19 protein-coding genes are annotated in these 18,406 nt (G+C 71.8%); 6 read left to right on the top strand and 13 right to left on the bottom strand.

Annotated elements, in window-relative coordinates; all coding sequences use genetic code 11:
* Positions 1 to 5 precede the first annotated feature (5 nt).
* On the top strand, positions 6 to 641 hold the full coding sequence (locus tag ABT232_RS14175; protein WP_351839996.1) for a TIGR03085 family metal-binding protein: 636 nt from the start codon (positions 6 to 8) through the stop codon (positions 639 to 641).
* An 11-nt stretch (positions 642 to 652) separates the two neighbouring features.
* Positions 653 to 1,051, top strand: coding sequence for a VOC family protein (locus tag ABT232_RS14170; RefSeq protein ID WP_351839994.1), 399 nt, complete (start codon positions 653 to 655; stop codon positions 1,049 to 1,051).
* A gap of 39 nt (positions 1,052 to 1,090) precedes the next feature.
* On the opposite strand, the gene hisF is transcribed toward ABT232_RS14170, so the two are convergent.
* From hisF to hisD, 8 genes are all read right to left on the bottom strand, one after another.
* Positions 1,091 to 1,846, bottom strand: coding sequence for an imidazole glycerol phosphate synthase subunit HisF (gene hisF, locus ABT232_RS14165; RefSeq protein ID WP_351839992.1), 756 nt, complete (start codon positions 1,844 to 1,846; stop codon positions 1,091 to 1,093).
* Positions 1,843 to 2,247 (bottom strand): RidA family protein, encoded by a 405-nt coding sequence (locus ABT232_RS14160; protein ID WP_351839990.1) that lies wholly within the window; start codon positions 2,245 to 2,247, stop codon positions 1,843 to 1,845. The genes hisF and ABT232_RS14160 overlap by 4 nt, the downstream gene beginning before the upstream one ends.
* Positions 2,244 to 2,969: a bifunctional 1-(5-phosphoribosyl)-5-((5-phosphoribosylamino)methylideneamino)imidazole-4-carboxamide isomerase/phosphoribosylanthranilate isomerase PriA gene (gene priA, locus ABT232_RS14155; RefSeq protein WP_351839988.1), complete on the bottom strand. Its 726-nt coding sequence runs from the start codon at positions 2,967 to 2,969 to the stop codon at positions 2,244 to 2,246. The genes ABT232_RS14160 and priA overlap by 4 nt, the downstream gene beginning before the upstream one ends.
* A 4-nt stretch (positions 2,970 to 2,973) precedes the next feature.
* Positions 2,974 to 3,624, bottom strand: a complete 651-nt coding sequence (gene hisH / locus ABT232_RS14150; protein ID WP_351839986.1) for an imidazole glycerol phosphate synthase subunit HisH — start codon at positions 3,622 to 3,624, stop codon at positions 2,974 to 2,976.
* Positions 3,615 to 3,779: a CG2302 family histidine operon protein gene (locus ABT232_RS14145; protein WP_351839984.1), complete on the bottom strand. Its 165-nt coding sequence runs from the start codon at positions 3,777 to 3,779 to the stop codon at positions 3,615 to 3,617. The genes hisH and ABT232_RS14145 overlap by 10 nt, the downstream gene beginning before the upstream one ends.
* An 85-nt stretch (positions 3,780 to 3,864) precedes the next feature.
* Positions 3,865 to 4,458 carry an imidazoleglycerol-phosphate dehydratase HisB gene (gene hisB, locus ABT232_RS14140; protein ID WP_351839982.1) on the bottom strand — a complete coding sequence of 198 codons (594 nt, stop codon included), beginning with the start codon at positions 4,456 to 4,458 and terminating at the stop codon, positions 3,865 to 3,867.
* Positions 4,455 to 5,567, bottom strand: coding sequence for a histidinol-phosphate transaminase (locus ABT232_RS14135; protein WP_351839980.1), 1,113 nt, complete (start codon positions 5,565 to 5,567; stop codon positions 4,455 to 4,457). The genes hisB and ABT232_RS14135 overlap by 4 nt, the downstream gene beginning before the upstream one ends.
* Positions 5,564 to 6,889 carry a histidinol dehydrogenase gene (gene hisD, locus ABT232_RS14130; protein WP_351839978.1) on the bottom strand — a complete coding sequence of 442 codons (1,326 nt, stop codon included), beginning with the start codon at positions 6,887 to 6,889 and terminating at the stop codon, positions 5,564 to 5,566. Before hisD ends, ABT232_RS14135 begins: the two co-directional genes overlap by 4 nt.
* Before the next feature lie 202 nt (positions 6,890 to 7,091).
* Here hisD and ABT232_RS14125 point away from each other — a divergent pair, with 202 nt between their 5' ends.
* From ABT232_RS14125 to ybaK, 3 genes are all read left to right on the top strand, one after another.
* Positions 7,092 to 8,672, top strand: coding sequence for an oxidoreductase (locus tag ABT232_RS14125; protein ID WP_351839977.1), 1,581 nt, complete (start codon positions 7,092 to 7,094; stop codon positions 8,670 to 8,672).
* Between the two features lie 91 nt (positions 8,673 to 8,763).
* Entirely contained in the window at positions 8,764 to 9,504 is a 741-nt protein-coding gene (locus ABT232_RS14120) for an LON peptidase substrate-binding domain-containing protein (protein WP_351839975.1), read from the top strand.
* A gap of 39 nt (positions 9,505 to 9,543) precedes the next feature.
* Positions 9,544 to 10,047: a Cys-tRNA(Pro) deacylase gene (gene ybaK, locus ABT232_RS14115; RefSeq protein ID WP_351839974.1), complete on the top strand. Its 504-nt coding sequence runs from the start codon at positions 9,544 to 9,546 to the stop codon at positions 10,045 to 10,047.
* Between the two features lie 48 nt (positions 10,048 to 10,095).
* On the opposite strand, the gene ABT232_RS14110 is transcribed toward ybaK, so the two are convergent.
* From ABT232_RS14110 to ABT232_RS14095, 4 genes are all read right to left on the bottom strand, one after another.
* Complete coding sequence (locus tag ABT232_RS14110) at positions 10,096 to 10,791, bottom strand: AAA family ATPase (RefSeq protein WP_351839972.1); 696 nt, start codon at positions 10,789 to 10,791, stop codon at positions 10,096 to 10,098.
* A gap of 34 nt (positions 10,792 to 10,825) precedes the next feature.
* Positions 10,826 to 11,647 (bottom strand): ABC transporter permease, encoded by an 822-nt coding sequence (locus ABT232_RS14105; protein WP_351839970.1) that lies wholly within the window; start codon positions 11,645 to 11,647, stop codon positions 10,826 to 10,828.
* A gap of 76 nt (positions 11,648 to 11,723) precedes the next feature.
* Positions 11,724 to 12,698: an ABC transporter ATP-binding protein gene (locus tag ABT232_RS14100; protein WP_351840199.1), complete on the bottom strand. Its 975-nt coding sequence runs from the start codon at positions 12,696 to 12,698 to the stop codon at positions 11,724 to 11,726.
* 231 nt (positions 12,699 to 12,929) lie between these two features.
* A complete protein-coding gene (locus tag ABT232_RS14095) occupies positions 12,930 to 14,147 on the bottom strand; it encodes an NYN domain-containing protein (protein ID WP_351839968.1) in 1,218 nt (405 codons plus the stop codon).
* A gap of 246 nt (positions 14,148 to 14,393) precedes the next feature.
* Between ABT232_RS14095 and ABT232_RS14090 the strand changes: the two genes are divergently transcribed.
* Positions 14,394 to 14,558 (top strand): hypothetical protein, encoded by a 165-nt coding sequence (locus ABT232_RS14090; protein WP_351839966.1) that lies wholly within the window; start codon positions 14,394 to 14,396, stop codon positions 14,556 to 14,558.
* Positions 14,559 to 14,685: 127 nt separating this feature from the next.
* Here ABT232_RS14090 and dnaE read toward each other — a convergent pair whose 3' ends face one another.
* Positions 14,686 to 18,225 carry a DNA polymerase III subunit alpha gene (dnaE, locus tag ABT232_RS14085; RefSeq protein WP_351839964.1) on the bottom strand — a complete coding sequence of 1,180 codons (3,540 nt, stop codon included), beginning with the start codon at positions 18,223 to 18,225 and terminating at the stop codon, positions 14,686 to 14,688.
* Positions 18,226 to 18,406 lie beyond the last annotated feature (181 nt).

Genomic DNA, 18,406 nt, shown 5'->3' with positions numbered 1-18,406 from the left:
ATCGCATGTCGACCTTCGCCAAGCGTGAACGGCTCCTGCTCGCCGACCTCTTGGAAGCCCTCGGTCCCGAGGCCCCCACTCTGTGCGAGGGCTGGCAGACCCGGGACCTGGCCGCGCACGTGGTGGTGCGCGAGCGCCGCCCGGACGCCGCCGGCGGGGTCCTGATCAAACAGCTCGCCTCCCGCCTGGAGAAGGTGATGGAGGAGTACACGGCGAAGCCCTACGAGGAGCTGCTCCAGCTCATCCGCACCGGCCCGCCGCGTTTCTCCCCCTTCGCCCTCAAACAGCTCGACGAGGCGTCGAACACGGTCGAGTTCTATGTGCATACCGAGGACGTCCGCCGCGCCCAGCCCGACTGGACGGCCCGGGTGCTCGACCCCGTCTTCCAGGACACCCTGTGGTCCCGGACGGAACGCACCGCCCGTCTCATGGGCCGCGGCGTCCCCACCGGTCTGGTGCTGCGCCGTCCCGACGGGCAGACGGTCGTCGCGCACCGGGGCACCCCGGTGGTGACGGTGACCGGTGAGCCGTCCGAGCTGCTGCTGTTCCTCTACGGCCGGCAGAGCGCCGCGCGGGTCGACCTCGAGGGCGACGCGGACGCCATCGCCAGGCTCAGCGACGGCAAGCAGCTGGGGATCTGAGAGGCCACGCCATGATCAAGGTCGCCGTGACCAGCGTGTACGTCGACGACGTGGCCAAGGCGCACGCCTTCTACACCGATGTCCTCGGCTTCGAGACCCGCACCCATGTGGACCTCGGCAACGGCAGCGCGTTCGTCACCGTGGGCGCTCCCGAGGGCGCCCAGCCCGATCTCCAGCTCCTCCTGGAACCGGGCCAGGGCCCCATCGCCGACCCCTACCGCAGGGCGGTGCGCGCGGCGGGCCTGCCCTGCATCGTGTTCTCGGTCGACGACGTCCGGGCCGAACACGCCCGTCTGCGGGAGCTCGGCGTCGAGTTCGCGCAGGCGCCCCGGGTGCAGGGCACCTTCGTCACGGCCGTGCTCGACGACACGGTCGGCAACCTGGTCCAGCTGGCCCAGCCGAAGGGCTGAGCCGGCTGACCCCGCTGACCCGGCTTACCCGGCGGGGTGTCACCGGACGGGGTGGCCCGCCTCCCGCAGGGTGTCCTTCACCTGGCCGATGCGCAGGTCGCCGAAGTGGAAGACCGAGGCCGCCAGGACCGCGTCCGCGCCCGCCTCGATCGCCGGCGGGAAGTCGGTGAGCCGGCCGGCGCCGCCGGAGGCGATGACGGGGACCGTGACGTGCTTGCGGACGGAGCGGATCATCTCCAGGTCGTAGCCGTCCTTGGTGCCGTCGGCGTCCATCGAGTTCAGCAGGATCTCGCCGGCGCCCAGCTCGGCCGCGCGGTGCGCCCACTCGACGGCGTCGATGCCGGTGCCCTTGCGGCCGCCGTGCGTCGTCACCTCGAAGGAGCCGGACGGGGTGCGCCGCGCGTCCACCGACAGCACCAGCACCTGCCGGCCGAACCGCTCGGCGATCTCGCGGATCAGCTCCGGGCGGGCGATGGCCGCGGTGTTGACGCCGACCTTGTCCGCGCCGGCGCGCAGCAGCTTGTCGACGTCCTCGGCGGTGCGGACGCCGCCGCCGACGGTCAGCGGGATGAACACCTGCTCGGCGGTGCGGCGCACCACGTCGTAGGTGGTCTCGCGGTTGCCGGAGGACGCGGTGATGTCCAGGAAGGTCAGCTCGTCGGCGCCTTCGGCGTCGTACACCTTCGCCATCTCGACGGGGTCGCCCGCGTCGCGCAGGTTCTGGAAGTTGACGCCCTTGACGACCCGGCCGTTGTCCACGTCCAGGCAGGGGATGACTCGGACCGCCAGGGTCATGACTGCTCGGCTCCTCTGAATGCCTCTACTTCGACTTCGACCAGGATGCGGGGATCGACGAAGCCCTGGACCACCAGGAGGGTGGACACCGGCCGCACCGTGTCGAAGATTTCCTTGTGGGCCCGGCCCACGGCGTCGACGTCGCGCGCGTGGGTCAGGTACGTCCGGGTGCGCAGCACGGACCCGATGTCCAGCCCGAACTCGCCGATCGCCTCGATCGCGCTGGTGAAGGCCACCTTGGCCTGTTCGTAGGGGTCGCCCTCCCCATGGAGCACCGTGCCCTTGAAGGACGTGGTGCCCGCCACCAGGACGCGGTCGCCCGCCGCGACGGCGCGTGCGAAGCCGAAGGACTCCTCCCAGGGGCTTCCGCTCTGCACGCGCCGTACGGCTCCGGACGTCATGACGCCACGACCTCCAGGGCCTCTTCCAGGGTGAACGCCTTCGCGTACAGGGCCTTGCCGACGATGGCGCCCTCGACGCCGAGGGGCACCAGCCCGGAGATCGCGCGCAGGTCGTCCAGGGACGACACGCCGCCGGACGCCACGACCGGGCGGTCGGTGGCCGCGCAGACGTTCTTCAGCAGCTCCAGGTTGGGGCCCTGGAGGGTGCCGTCCTTGGCGATGTCGGTGACGACGTACCGCGCGCAGCCCTCCTTGTTCAGGCGGTCCAGCGTCTCGTAGAGGTCGCCGCCGTCTCGGGTCCAGCCGCGGCCGCGCAGCGTGGTGCCGCGTACGTCGAGACCGACCGCGATCTTGTCGCCGTGCTCGGCGATGACCTTGGCGACCCACTCCGGCGTCTCCAGCGCGGCGGTGCCGAGGTTGACGCGGGTGCAGCCGGTGGCGAGCGCGGCGGCCAGCGAGGCGTCGTCGCGGATGCCGCCGGACAGCTCCACCTTGATGTCCATCGCCCCCGCGACCTCGGCGATCAGCTCGCGGTTGTCGCCGGTGCCGAAGGCGGCGTCCAGGTCGACCAGGTGCAGCCACTCGGCGCCCGCCCGCTGCCAGGCCAGGGCGGCCTCCAGCGGGGAACCGTAGGAGGTCTCGGTGCCGGACTCGCCGTGCACGAGGCGGACGGCCTGGCCGTCGCGGACGTCGACGGCGGGGAGCAGTTCGAGCTTGGCCATGTCTCTACAGGGTTCCGATCCAGTTGGTGAGCAGCTGCGCGCCGGCGTCGCCGGACTTCTCGGGGTGGAACTGGGTGGCCCACAGGGCGCCGTTCTCCACGGCGGCCACGAAGGGCTTGCCGTGCGTCGACCAGGTGACCAGCGGTGCGGTCATCGCCGGGTTGGCGGTCTCCAGGGACCAGTCGTGGACGGCGTAGGAGTGCACGAAGTAGAACCGGGCGTCCGTGTCGAGGCCGGCGAACAGCTCGGAGCCGGCGGGTGCCTCGACGGTGTTCCAGCCCATGTGGGGCACGATGTCGGCCTGGAGCGGTTCGACGCTGCCGGGCCACTCGTCGAGGCCGTCGGTCTCCACGCCGTGCTCGATGCCCCGCGCGAAGAGGATCTGCATGCCGACGCAGATGCCCATCACGGGCCGTCCGCCGGAGAGGCGGCGGTCGATGATCCAGTCGCCGCGCGCCTCGCGCAGGCCGCGCATGCAGGCGGCGAAGGCGCCGACGCCGGGGACCAGCAGGCCGTCCGCGTTCATCGCGGTGTCGAAGTCACGGGTTATCTCGACGTCGGCCCCGGTGCGCGCGAGGGCACGCTCGGCGGAGCGGACGTTGCCGAAGCCGTAGTCGAAGACGACGACCTTCTTGCTTCCGGTGCTCAATTCCACACCTCCAGCCTCATGACGCCGGCGACCAGGCACATCGCGGCGCCGATGGACAGCAGCACGATCAGGCCCTTCGGCATCTGCTGCCTGGCGAAGGAGATGATCCCGCCGACGAGGAAGAGACCGACGACGATCAGGACGGTCGACAGGCCGTTCACTGTGCCCCTCCGTTCGCTTCTGAGCCCGCGCGGCGCGGCGGTGCGGCCATCGTCGTCCGCGGCCCTGTGGCCGCGCGTGCGCCGCTCACAGCGCGCCCTTCGTGGAGGGGAGGATGCCGGCCGCGCGCGGGTCGCGCTCGGAGGCGTAGCGCAGGGCCCGGGCGAGCGCCTTGAACTGGCACTCGACGATGTGGTGCGCGTTGCGCCCGTAGGGCACGTGCACGTGCAGGGCGATCTGGGCCTGGGCGACGAACGACTCCAGGATGTGCCGGGTCATCGTCACGTCGTACTCGCCGATCATCGGCGCCATCTTCTCCGGCTCGGTGTGCACCAGGTAGGGGCGGCCGGAGAGGTCGACGGTGACCTGGGCGAGGGACTCGTCCAGCGGGACCGTGCAGTTGCCGAAGCGGTAGATGCCCACCTTGTCGCCGAGGGCCTGCTTGAAGGCGGCGCCCAGCGCGAGGGCGGTGTCCTCGATGGTGTGGTGGGAGTCGATGTGCAGGTCGCCCTCGGTCTTCACGGTGAGGTCGAACAGACCGTGCCGGCCGAGCTGGTCGAGCATGTGGTCGTAGAAGCCGACGCCGGTGGAGATGTCGGTCTTGCCGGTGCCGTCGAGGTCGATCTCGACCAGGACGGACGTCTCCTTGGTCGTCCGCTGTACGCGTCCAACGCGGCTCATGCGCTCTGCTCCTTCTTCACTTCACGGACCGCGTCGAGGAACGCGTCGTTCTCTTCAGGGGTACCGGCGGTGACCCGCAGCCACCCCGGGACGCCGTTGTCCCGGACCAGGACGCCCCGGTCCAGGATCTGCCGCCAGGCGGTGTGACTGTCCGCGAACCGGCCGAACTGCACGAAGTTGGCGTCGGAGGCGGTGACCTCGAAGCCGAGGGCGAGCAGTTCGCTCACCAGCCGGTCCCGCTCCGACTTCAGCTGCTCGACGTACTTCAGCAGGGTGCCGGTGTGCTCCAGGGCGGCCAGCGCGGTCGCCTGGGTGACGGCGGACAGGTGGTACGGCAGCCGGACGAGCTGGACGGCGTCGACGACCGCCGGGTGCGCGGCGAGGTAGCCGAGGCGCAGGCCCGCCGCGCCGAACGCCTTCGACATGGTGCGGGAGACGACGAGGTGCGGGCGGCCGTCGAGCAGCGGCAGCAGGGAGTCGCCGTGGCTGAACTCGACGTACGCCTCGTCGACCACGACCATGGACGGCTTCGCCGCCTGGGCGGCCTCGTACAGCGCGAGGACCGTCTCGGCCGGGACCGCGTTGCCGGTGGGGTTGTTGGGCGTGGTGATGAAGACGACGTCCGGCCGGTGCTCGGCGATCGCCTTCTCGGCGGCGGCCGGGTCGATGGTGAAGTCCGCGTTGCGCGGCCCGGAGATCCAGCCGGTGCCGGTGCCGCGGGCGATCAGACCGTGCATGGAGTACGACGGTTCGAAGCCGATGGCGGTGCGGCCCGGTCCGCCGAAGGTCTGGAGCAGCTGCTGGATGACCTCGTTGGAGCCGTTGGCGGCCCAGACGTTGGCCGGGCCGACCTCGTGGCCGGAGGTGTCCGTCAGGTACTTGGCGAGCTGGGTGCGCAGTTCCACCGCGTCCCGGTCCGGGTAGCGGTTGAGGTGGCGGGCCGCCTCGCGCACCCGCTCCGTGATCCGCTCGACCAGCGGCTCGGGCAGCGGGTAGGGGTTCTCGTTGGTGTTCAGCCGGACGGGCACGTCGAGTTGGGGCGCGCCGTAGGGGGACTTGCCGCGCAGCTCGTCCCGGACCGGGAGATCGTCGATGCGTACGTCGCTCACTTGCCCTCGGGTACCTTCCAGTCGAACCGCGCCTTGATCGCCGCGCCGTGCGCGGGCAGGTCCTCCGCCTCCGCCAGCGTCACCACGTGGTGCGCGACCTCGGCCAGCGCGTCCTTCGTGTAGTCGACGATGTGGATGCCGCGCAGGAAGGACTGGACCGACAGGCCCGAGGAGTGGCAGGCGCAGCCGCCGGTGGGCAGCACGTGGTTGGACCCGGCGGCGTAGTCGCCGAGCGAGACGGGCGCCCAGGGGCCGATGAAGATCGCGCCGGCGTTCTTCACCCGGTCGGCGACGGCGGCGGCGTCGGCGGTCTGGATCTCCAGGTGCTCGGCGCCGTAGGCGTCGACCACCCGCAGGCCCTCCTCGACCCCGTCGACCAGGACGATCGCGGACTGCCTGCCCTTGAGGGCCGGGACGATCCGGTCGTCGATGTGCTTGGTGGCCGCGACCTGCGGCTCCAGTTCGCGCTCCACCGCGTCGGCCAGCTCGACGGAGTCGGTGACCAGGACGGCGGCGGCCAGCGGGTCGTGCTCGGCCTGGCTGATCAGGTCGGCCGCCACGTGCACCGGGTCGGCGCCGGCGTCCGCGAGGATCGCGATCTCGGTCGGGCCCGCCTCGGCGTCGATGCCGATCTTGCCGGTGAAGAAGCGCTTGGCGGCGGCGACCCAGATGTTGCCGGGGCCGGTGACCATGTTGGCCGGCGCGCAGGACTCGGTGCCGTACGCGAACATCGCGACGGCGGTGGCGCCGCCCGCGGCGTACACCTCGTCGACGCCGAGGAGCGCGCAGGCGGCGAGGATCGTGGGGTGCGGCAGGCCGTCGAACTCGGCCTGCGCCGGGGAGGCGAGCGCGATGGACTCGACGCCGGCCTCCTGGGCGGGCACCACGTTCATGACCACGGACGACGGGTAGACCGAGCGGCCGCCCGGCGCGTACAGCCCCACGCGCTCGACCGGGACCCACTTCTCGGTCACCGAGCCGCCGGGCACCACCTGGGTGGTGTGGGTGGAGCGGCGCTGTTCGCGGTGGACCAGGCGGGCGCGGCGGATGGACTCCTCCAGGGCCGCGCGGACGGCCGGGTCCAGCTCGTCGAGGGCGCGGGTGAGCGCCTCGGCCGGCACCCGGACCTGCGTCAGCGTGACGCCGTCGAACTTCTCGGCGAAGTCGATCAGCGCCGCGTCGCCCCGATGATGCACGGCCTCGCAGATCGGACGCACCTTCTCCAGGGCGGCCTGAACGTCGAAGTCGGCTCGGGGCAGCAGGTCGCGCAGGGCGGGACCCTCCGGGAGGGCGTCGCCGCGCAGATCGATTCGGGAGATCACAGGCTCAATTCTCGCAGACCGCGGTCGGCGGTCGTTCGCGCGTATCAATGGCTGATACAGAACCCGGCGCGCGGTGGCCCGCGAGGCCCGCGCGAATCCCCGGATCGCCCCTCACGTTTTGTGTTCGGCGTGTCACACAACGGGCATGAACAGCTGTACGAACGGGAGTACCCGCGAGTATCCGAGGAGGGAGGACACTGCTGTGACCGAGGGGGCCGCGACGCGCGCCGACGACATACCGGACGATCTGACCGCCGCCGAGGCCGGCATGTGGCAGGCCTTCCGCAACGGCAGCATGTACGACCTGCGCAGCGGCGATCCGGTCGCCGACGATCCGCACGGCGGGCACCCCTGGGGCCCGGAGCGGACCGTGCGGGCGCGCATCGTGTGCTGGCTGCTGCTCGACGGACCGCCCGCGCTGGCCGGCCGGGTGTCCTCGCTGAAGCTGGCCGGGGTGCAGATCAGCGGTTCCATGGACCTGTCCGGCGGCATCGTCGGGCCGTACCTGGAGCTGCACGGCTGCCGCTTCGAGCAGGAGGTGCGGCTGCCGGAGGCCCGCTTCACCACCGTGCGGCTGGTGAACTGCTCGCTGCCCCGGCTGGAGGCGGCCCGGGTGCACACCGAGGGCGATCTCCATCTGCCGCGCTGCCGGTTCCTCGGCGGGATGCGCCTGACCGACGCCCAGATAGGCACCGACCTGCTGCTCAACCAGGCCGTCGTGCACCGCGACCGCAGCGGCCGCTCGATCGCCGGGGACGGCCTGAACGTCGGACAGGACCTCCAGGCCGAGCTGCTGGAGTCGCACGGCGAGCTGAGCCTGCGCAGCGCCACTGTCGGCGTCTCGCTCAGCCTGCGCGGCGCCCGGCTGCGCAACCCCTACGGCCGTCTCGCGCTGAACGCCCCGCAGCTGACCGTCGAACGCACCCTGTACCTCACCCCGGCCGGTGTCGGCGGGCTCCAGCTCAGCGGCCGCACCCCGGCGCAGGGCACACGCGTCCAGCGGTTCGAGTGCCATGGCGGGCTGCGGCTGGACGACGGCCGGTTCGGGGACGCCGTCGACCTGGACGGCGCCCGCCTGGTCCTCACCGACGAGCAGGAGCTGTCGCTGCGCCGCATCCAGGTGCCCGAACTGCGCTTCCTCGGGGAGCGGCCCGGGCTCGGCACGGTGGTGCTGTCCGGCGCGCGGGTGGTCAACCTCGTCGACCGGGCGAGCAGCTGGCCCGGCCCCGGCAGCATCCACATGCCGGGCTTCACCTACGAGAACCTCATCCCGCAGGGCCCCTTCCCGCTGGCCGAGCGGCTGGAGTGGGTGGCGGCGGCGACCGCCGAGTACAACCCGGACCCGTACGAACGTCTCGCCGCCGTGCTGCGGGCGGGCGGCGAGGACGAGGACGCCCGCGAGGTGCTGCTCGCCAAGCAGCGCCGGCGCCGGGAGACCCTGCCGCCGGCCGCGAAGTTCGTCGGCTACGCCCAGGACTGGACCGTGGCCTACGGCTACCGGCCGGGGCGCGCCGCCGTGTGGATGGCCGTGCTGTGGGCGGCGGGCTCGCTCGCCTTCGCCTGTGCCGGGCCGCCCCGGGCGGGCGGCGGCAGCGGCCAGCCACAGTGGAACCCGGCGCTGTTCGCCCTCGACCTGCTCCTGCCCGTGATCGATCTCGGCCAGGCCGGTGTCTGGCAGCTGGACGGTGCCTGGCAGTGGCTCGGGGCGGCGCTGATCCTTCTGGGCTGGGTGCTGGCGACGACCGTGGCGGCCGGGACGACCCGGCTGCTGCGCCGCAACTGACCGGATCACGGGGCCGGCCGGCGCTCCCGGCCCGCCCATGTGGTGGGCGCGGCGGACGCGCCGGCCGCCGCGACCATTAGGCTTCTGCGCCGTGACCACCGTCCGGCTGCCGCTCTTCCCCCTGAACTCGGTGCTGTTCCCGGGGCTCGTCCTCCCGCTGAACGTCTTCGAGGAGCGCTATCGCGCCATGATGCGCGCGTTGGCCAAGACCCCCGAGGACGATCCGCGCCGGTTCGCCGTCGTGGCGATCCGCGACGGCCACGAGGTGGCTCCGAGCGCGCCCGGCATGCCCGACCCGACCTCGCTGCCGGAGACCGGGCCCGCCGCCGGGTTCGGCCCCGACCCCGCCAAGGCCTTCCACGGCGTCGGCTGCGTCGCCGACGCCGCGACGATCCGTGAGCGGGCCGACGGCACCTTCGAGGTGCTGGCGACCGGGACGACCCGGGTGCGGCTGCTCTCCGTGGACGCTTCGGGGCCGTATCTGACGGCCGAGCTGGAGGAGCTGCCCGAGGAGCCCGGCGACGAGGCGGGCGCGCTGGCCGAAGGGGTGCTGCGGGCGTTCCGGCAGTACCAGAAGCGGCTGGCGGGCGCGCGGGAGCGGTCGCTGGCGACCGGCGGGGACCTGCCGGACGAGCCGTCGGTGGTGTCGTACCTGGTCGCCGCGGCGATGATGCTGGACATCCCGACCAAGCAGCGCCTCCTCCAGGCGCCGGACACCGCGTCGAGGCTGCGCGACGAGCTGAAACTGCTTCGCTCGGAGACGGCGATCATCCGTACCCTGCCGTCACTGCCCGGTGCGGACCTCACGCGCGGGCCGACGAGCCTGAACTGAACCGAAGAGACGTACGGAAGCGGACGGGGTACAGCCCGGATGGCGAAGAAGTCGAAGAAGCAGCAGCAGTCCGGCGGCACGCCCGCGACGGTCGCCCTCACGGCGGCGGGCGTGGACTACACGGTCCACGCCTACGAGCACGACCCGTCCCACCCGTCGTACGGCGAGGAGGCGGCCGAGGCGATGGGCGTCTCCCCCGACCGGGTCTTCAAGACCCTGGTCGCGGACGTCGACGGGGCCCTGACCGTGGCGGTCGTCCCGGTGGCCGGCTCGCTCGACCTCAAGGCTCTCGCGGCGGCGGTCGGCGGCAAACGCGCGGCCATGGCCGACCCTGCCCTCGCCGAACGCACCACCGGCTACGTGCGCGGCGGCATCTCGCCCCTCGGCCAGCGCAAGAGGCTCCCGACGGTCCTCGACGCCTCGGCCTCCGCCCACCCGACCATCTGCGTCTCCGCCGGCCGCCGAGGCCTGGAGGTCGAGCTCTCGCCGACGGAACTGGCAGCGCTCACCGACGCGACGGTGGCCTCGATCGGACGGACCTGACGGCTCTGACGGCTCTGACCGCGGGCCCGGATCGACCGCGGGCCCGGATCAGACGGTCTTCTCCGCCTGCGGCGCGTGACCGTACGGCGGCAGCTCCGGGTCCCGGGGGCCGAACACCGCCGTCAGCCCCAGGTGGACCAGCAGCCCGACCACCGGCCAGGCCAGCCAGGCCCCCTTGGCGCCCAGCTCCAGCGGCGCGGAGAACGTCACCCCGCGGCCCACGTCCTTCGCGTGCGCGAGCACGTCCTGCGCCGGGCCGAGCCACACCCCGACCCGCCAGGCGAGCAGCGACCCGAGCAGTCCTCCGACGCCCAGCGCGACCACGAGCGGCACGCCGCCGCGCCGCCGCAGCAGGAAGACCACGAGACCGCTCACCGCGCCGAACGCCGACGCGAGCAGGGTGAACGTTCCGTCGACCCCGACCGCCTGCTCGCCCTCGGTGTCCTTGACGTACACGACCCAGCGGCCGTCCAGCACGTCACCGATCAGCGGCACCCGGGGCGCCAGCCAGGTCCACAGCACTCCCAGCAGCACTCCGCCGAGCGCCAGCGCCACCGTGATCACCACGGCCTGCCGCACTTCGGTCCTCATGTCGGGGCCGTCCTGTCCCTGCCCGCCGTCCGCACCGTACGCACCCGCACCCCGCGACACCGGTCCTCCGTACCCGGCGGCGGCCGAGGGCGGCCACGTGCGGTCCGAGGACTGTTCGTGCGGCGGCGGAGGCGGCGAAAACGGTGCTGTCACCCTGACATCGTGCCAGGCCCGCCCGCGCGGCGCGTCACCGGACGGCGGCCCGGCGGTACGCCCAGGTCGCGGCGGCCAGCGAGATCACTCCGACCCCGGCGCACACCGCGAGGTCGCCGGCGACGACGGCCCAGTCGGGGTGCGCGGAGAAGGTCCGCGCGTACGCCTCCACACCGTAGGTGGACGGCAGCAGATCGCGGGCGAGCCGCACGATCTCCGGCATCCGCTCCGGCGGCAGCACCCCGAGCAGCAGCGCCGCCGACATGCCGAGCTGTCCGAGCAGTGTGGCCAGCTCCGGCCGCGGCGCGAGCAGCCCGCAGACCGCGCCGAGCCCGGCGAGCGCGGCGCCGGCCAGCGGGATGACCGCGAGGAGGATCCACAGATGGGTCAGCGGCAGCCCGAACAGCAGGCATCCGAAGGCGGCGGTGACGAAGGTCCCGGGCACGGTGAACGAGGCGTACGCCCCGGCCGCCCCGAGCACCACCGCGGCGGGCGGCACGGGGAGCGTGGCGTAGTGGTCGAGCCCGCCGGTGGCCCGCAGCTGCCCGAAGTACTGGGCGAGCAGGTTCAGCGCGACGAAGGCGACCACCACGATGGAGGAGCCGGCCACCACCGACTGCGCCTCGCCGCCGCCGTCCACCACTCCGCGCATCATGATCATGATGCCGACGGACTGGAAGGTGGCGACGAACAGCAGCGGGATCCGCGCCACCCGCGCCCGCGACAGCTGCGCCCGGTACACGGCCGCGAGCGCCGGCCACAGCCGCGCCGCGGGCGCCAGCTCGGCGGCCGCGCGGACCGGCCGTTCACCGGCCACGGCACTGCCCGGCAGAACCTCTGCGGGTACGACACTCACGTCGCGGTGCTCCTCTTCAGTCCGGCGTCCGCTGTGGCGGTGGCCCTGTTCCGTACGGACGCGGCAGCCCGGATGCTCATGCCTTCACCAGTCCCTGCCGTGCGGCCCCGCCGAGCGCCATGTACACGTCCTCCAGGCTCGGTGTGGTCAGCGTGAAGTCGTCCAACGCGGCGAAGGCGGCCCCGCCGGTGACGGTGGAGACCACCGCGCGGGCCTCCTCGGGGGCCAGCCGCAGCGTCCAGCGCCGCCCGGCCTGCTCGGCCCGGTCCCGCAGCGCGGCGACCTCGGGCACCTCCAACGGCGCCCGCTCCCGCCACACCAGGTCGACCCGCACCTCGCCGGCCACCTGCTCCTTGAGCCCGGCCGGCGTGTCACAGGCGATCACGCGGCCCTGGTCGAGGACGGCGACCCGGTCGAGGACGGTCTCCGCCTCGATCACGTTGTGGGTGACCAGGACGACGGTGGTGCCCCGCTCGGCCCGCCGCCGGTCGACGGCGGCCCACACGGCCCGCCGCGCCACCGGGTCCATCGCGGCGGTCGGCTCGTCCAGCACCAGCAGCGGCCGCTCGCCCACCAGCGCGGCGGCGAAGCAGGCGAGCCGGCGCTGTCCGCCGGACAGCTTCCTCAGCGGCCGCTGGGCGATCGGGGTGAGCCCGAGCTCGTCGAGCACGGCGTCGCGCTCGGCCCGCGCCCGGCGCACGTCCAGGCCGCGCAGCCGCCCCGTGGTCTCGGCGGCCAGGGAGACGGTCAGGTCGTCGAGGGCCGTGGACTCCTGGCCGAGGTAGGCGAGGATGCGGGAAGCGCGTTCGGGGTGGCGCACGATGTCGTGGCCGAGGATCTCGACGCTGCCGCGGTCGGGCCGCATCAGCCCGGTGAGCTGGCGTACGAGGGTGGACTTGCCGGCGCCGTTCGGCCCGAGCAGCCCGAAGATCTCACCCCGGCGCACATCGAGCCGTACGTCGTCGGTGGCCCGCACCTCGGGAGTGGCGGGCACCCCACGCCGTCCACGCCCCGCCGGGTAGGTCTTGGTCAGCCCGCGCACCGCGCACACGACCTCACCACTGTCCCGGAAGCCCTGTGCCGCGCGCGTACTCACAAGGGACGAGACTACGGGGTCGGGAAGGCGCGCTCACGTCCGGGGCGCGCACCGCACCCCGAAAACCCCCGCGCCCGCCGTGCGCCGCGCCCCCGCGGGGCGCCCCCGAAACCCCCGCGGAACGGCACCCGGCACGCCGGGGACACCGCCCCCGACCTCCTGGGCTCCGCCCCGGCTACTCCGCGGCTACTCCCCCACCGGCGCGTGCTCGGCGCCCGTCCGGGCGTCCACCTCGCGCCAGAAGCCGGCCCGGATGGCATAGCGGTCGTGCTCGTCGATCTGGTCGTCCTTGTGGGCGAGCAGCCCGAACCGCGCGGCGTAGCGCAGCAGCTCGCCGTCGACGCGGTGCGGGATGCGCGGGTACATCCCCGACAGCCGTTGCAGATGGCCCTGGTCACCCAGCCGGGAGATCCAGCGCCGGGCGAAGACCTGCCCCACCTCGTACGGATCGCCGCCGACCGTGGTGATGTCCTCCTCGCGGTCGGCCCACCGCTGCTCCGCCGTGGTCAGCTGGGCCAGCGTCGGCATGGCGACGGCCTCGGCCGGTTCCGGGGCGGTTCCGGGCCGGTCGACCCACCCTTTGTCGGAGGACCAGCGCAGGGTCGCGGTGGCGGGGTGCGGTGCGGGCGCCTGTGTGCCGTGTGTCTTCAGGGCGGCGAGGTCCTTGGGCGTCGGCACCCCCTTGGGCGCCGGGACCCGCTCCTCGGAGCCGTTCCGCGAGGCGGCCGGCGCCGGGTGCGGCGGTTCCTCCGCGGTCCGCTCCGCACCGCCGGGCGCGGATTCGGGCAGCGGCGCGGACAGGATCGCGGCGATCTCCGGCCGGGGCGCGGGCGGCGGCGCGCACACCCCGCCCAGCTCCTTCGCGCGTACCGCCTTGGTGATCCACACCCGGTCCAGCACCCGGCGTTCGTCGGCCTCGGCGACCAGGTCCTCGGACTGGTTGTAGTCGCCGTCGGCGGCCTGCACGGCCCACAGATGGACGGCGACGCCGTGCTCCTTGGCGGCCATCATGCCCGGCAGCAGATCGCCGTCGCCGGTCACCAGCACCACGTCCGAGCAGGCCCGGTTGCGCGCGAGTTCGGTGAGTTCGGCGTGCATCGCGGCGTCCACGCCCTTCTGGGCCCAGCGGCCGTCGCTGCGGGTCAGCGCGCCCAGCCGGACGGTGACCCGGGGCATCACGCGCAACCGGCGGTGCTCGGGCTGCGGGACGCGGTCGGGGGCGCCGTCGAACCAGTAGATGCGCAGCAGCGGCTGCTGCGTGTCGGACTCGGCGCGTTCCCGCAGTCCCTGGATGAGGGCATGGTGGTCCACGGTGATCCGGGACCGCGAGGGTTCTCCGGCGAGGAGGCTGGCCGCGGCCCCCAGCAGATACCCGGCGTCCACCAGGACGATGCAGCGGTCCACACGACTCACCCTCTTCCCGGGAGGTTTGCTTCGGGCTTCCTTCGAGTCTGCCCGACCGCGCGAGGGTTAACGGCCCGAACTCGATCTTCGGCGTGGCGTTTGTGCAATTCCCGCCGCGGCCGCGCCCCGGGCGCGCGCCGACGAGCCCTGTCACAGACGGTAATTATCCGACATGCGCCCTGTGTCAGCCTATGTGAATCTGGTCCCGGCTCTGGCCCTCAGATCCCCCACAGGAGGCAGATCACCATGGCCAAGAACAAGAACCGTGAGCGTAAGCAGCCGCAGTCCGAGCGCGGGCGCCAGCAGTCCGCGCAGTCCACGATGGAGCCGCAGGACGAACAGCACACCACGCAGGTGACGCCGGGCGACATAGCCCGCAAGGGCCGTCAGAAGCGCTTCGGCCACAACTGACGTCCGTACGGCGGGCTGTTGAGGCCCGGCACACGGACGAGGGGCGCACCCCGCGCGGGGTGCGCCCCTCGTCGTACCGCTTCCCCGCCGCCGGCCCTCACGGGTCCGGCCGCCGGTACGAGCGCCGCTAGCCCGCCAGGCAGGACGGTCCGAGCAGCACCTTCAGATCGCCGAAGAGGGCCGGATCCGGCTTCACCCGGTGCCGGTCGAGGCGCAGGACGGTGGTCCTGGTCGGGCCCTGGAGCCTGATCCGCACTTCGCTGTCGCCCTTGTGGTGGGTCAGGATCTCGCCGAGGCGGCTGACCATGGGCGGGGTGACCCGGGTGGCCGGGATGGTGAGGACCACGGGCGCGTTGGTGCCCGCGTTGGACAGGTCGGGGACCATCAGCTCCATCGCGACCAGCCGCGGCACGTCCTCCCGCTTGTCGAGGCGGCCCTTGACGAACACCACCGCGTCCTCGACGAGTTGGGTTGAGACCAGCTGGTAGGTGGCCGGGAAGAACATGCACTCGATGGAGCCGGCCAGGTCCTCGACGGTGGCGATCGCCCAGGCGTTGCCCTGCTTGGTCATCTTGCGCTGGAGGCCCGAGATGATGCCGCCGATGGTGACCACCGCGCCGTCCGCGTGCTCACCGCCGGTGAGCTGGGAGATGCCCGCGTCGGCCTTGTCGGACAGCACGTGCTCCAGCCCGAAGAGCGGGTGGTCCGAGACGTACAGGCCCAGCATCTCCCGCTCCTGGGCGAGCAGGTACGTCTTGTCCCACTCGTCGGTGGAGAACTCCACGTCGAGGCCGAAGCCGGGCTCGCTGCTGTCGTCCTCGCCCATGCCGCCGAAGAGGTCGAACTGGCCCTCGGCCTCCTTGCGCTTGACCGCGACCACGTTGTCGATCATCGGCTCGTACTGCGCGGTCAGGCCCTTGCGGGTGTGTCCCATGGAGTCGAAGGCGCCGGCCTTGATCAGCGACTCCGTGGTCCGCTTGTTGCAGACGACCGCCTCGACCTTGTCGAGGTAGTCAGGGAAGGAGGAGTACTTCCCCTTCGCCTTGCGGCACTTGATGATCGACTCGACGACGTTGGTGCCGACGTTGCGGACCGCGGACAGGCCGAAGAGGATCACGTCGTCGCCCTGGGCGGCGAAGTTGGCCTCCGACTCGTTGACGTTCGGCGGGAGCACCCGGATGCCCATGCGGCGGCACTCGTTGAGGTAGATCGCCGACTTGTCCTTGTCGTCCTTGACCGAGGTGAGCAGCGCGGCCATGTACTCGGCGGGGTGGTTCGCCTTCAGATAGGCGGTCCAGTAGGAGACCAGGCCGTACGCGGCGGAGTGCGCCTTGTTGAAGGCGTAGCCGGCGAAGGGGACCAGCACGTCCCAGAGCGCCTGGATGGCCGCGTCGCTGTAGCCGTTCTTGCGGGCGCCGGCCTGGAAGATGACGAAGTTCTTCTCCAGCTCCTCGGGCTTCTTCTTGCCCATCACGCGGCGGAGGATGTCGGCCTCGCCGAGCGAGTAGCCGGCGATGATCTGGGCGGCCTTCTGCACCTGCTCCTGGTAGACGATCAGGCCGTAGGTGACGTCCAGGACCTCCCTGAGCGGCTCCTCCAGCTCCGGGTGGATCGGCGTGATCTCCTGCTGCCCGTTCTTGCGCAGCGCGTAGTTCGTGTGGGAGTTCATGCCCATCGGGCCCGGGCGGTACAGGGCCGAGACGGCGGAGATGTCTTCGAAGTTGTCCGGCTTCATCAGCCGCAGCAGCGAGCGCATGGGGCCGCCGTCGAACTGGAAGACGCCGAGGGTGTCGCCACGCTGGAGCAGTTCGAAGGTCGTCGGGTCGTCGAGCGGGAGGCTCAGGAGATCGATGTCGATCCCCTTGTTGGCCTTCACCATCTTGACGGCGTCGTCCATGATCGTGAGGTTGCGCAGGCCCAGGAAGTCCATCTTCAGCAGGCCGAGCGACTCGCAGCTCGGGTAGTCCCACTGCGTGATGGTCACGCCGTCGGTGTGCCTCACCCAGACCGGGACGTGCTCGGTGATGGTCTCGCTGGACATGATCACGCCGGCCGCGTGCACACCCATCTGCCGGACCAGGCCCTCCACACCGCGCGCGGTGTCGATGACCTTCTTCACATCCGGCTCGTTCTCGTACATCGACCGGACCTCGCCGGCCTCCGAGTAGCGCGGGTGCTGCGGGTCGGTGATGCCGGAGAGCGGGATGCCCTTGCCGAGGACGTCGGCGGGCATGGCCTTGGTGATGCGGTCGCCCATCGCGTACGGATAGCCCAGCACGCGCGCGGAGTCCTTGATCGCGTTCTTGGCCTTGATGGTGCCGTAGGTGCCGATCATGGCGACCTTGTCGGCGCCGTACTTCTCGGTCACGTACCTGATCACCTCGACGCGCCGACGCTCGTCGAAGTCGATGTCGACGTCGGGCATCGAGATGCGCTCGGGGTTGAGGAACCGCTCGAAGATCAGGCCGTGCGGGATCGGGTCGAGGTCGGTGATGCCCATGGCGTAGGCGACGATCGAGCCGGCCGCGGAGCCTCGGCCGGGGCCGACCGCGATGCCCTGCTTCTTGGCCCACATGATGAAGTCGGCGACGACGAGGAAGTAGCCGGGGAAGCCCATCGAGATGATGGTGTCCATCTCGTAGTCGGCCTGCTTCTGGCGGTCCTCGGGGATGCCGCCGGGGTAGCGGCGCTCCATGCCGCGGCGGACCTCCTCCTTGAACCAGGTGACCTCGGTGTAGCCCTCGGGGATGTCGAACTTGGGCATGAGGTCGCGCTTCTCGAACATGCCGTCGGTGTCGACCATCTCGGCGACGAGGAGCGTGTTGGCGCAGCCCTCCTGCCAGGCGTCCGAGGAGTCGATGGCGTACATCTCCTCCGTGGACTTCAGGTAGTAGCCGGTGCCGTCGAACTTGAAGCGGTCCGGGTCGGAGAGGTTCTTGCCGGTCTGGATGCACAGCAGCGCGTCGTGGGCGCCCGCCTCGTGCGCGTACGTGTAGTGCGAGTCGTTGGTGACCAGCGGCGGGATGCCGAGCTTGCGGCCGATCTCCAGGAGGCCGTCGCGGACCCGGTGCTCGATGTCGATGCCGTGGTCCATCAGCTCCAGGAAGTAGCGGTCCTTGCCGAAGATGTCCTGGTAGTCGGCGGCGGCCTTGAGGGCCTCGTCGAACTGGCCGAGGCGCAGCCTGGTCTGCACCTCGCCGGAGGGGCAGCCGGTGGAGGCGACGATCCCCTCGGACCACTTGGAGATCGTCTCCTTGTCCATGCGGGGCCACTTCTGCAGCCAGCCCTCCGCGTAGGCGTCGGAGGAGAGGCGGAAGAGGTTGTGCAGGCCGATCCGGTTCACGGCCCACATCGTCTTGTGGGTGTAGCCACCGGAACCGGAGACGTCGTCCCGCTTCTGGTGCGGCTGGCCCCACTGGATCTTGCGCTTGTTGCGCCGGGACTCGGGCGCGACATACGCCTCGATGCCGATGATCGGGGTGATTCCGGCTTTCTTCGCGGTGTGGAAGAAGTCGTACGCCCCGTGCAGGTTGCCGTGGTCGGACATGGCGATATGGGTCATGCCCATCTCGTTGCACGCGTTGAACATGTCCTTCAGCCGCGCGGCACCGTCCAGCAGCGAGTACTGGGTGTGGACGTGCAGGTGCGTGAACGGCGGCTTGGACACGGCTGCGGCCTCCAGGGGAAACGTGGGTCGACGGGGGTCCGACAGGCTGCGGACAGTCTGGGGGACAGCGTCGAAGTCTATGCCGCGGGACTGACAACCGACGGGCACTCCGGCGTACCTTCGGACGTTGGAAGATGACGGACGGCGCGTCCGCGCAGGTCAGGCACCACCCGTACCAGGA

The organism is Streptomyces sp. NPDC001532 (assembly GCF_040298625.1).
Lineage (GTDB): Bacteria > Actinomycetota > Actinomycetes > Streptomycetales > Streptomycetaceae > Streptomyces.
Note: the sequence above shows the minus strand (reverse complement) of the source record. Positions and strands in the feature narration are given on the sequence as shown.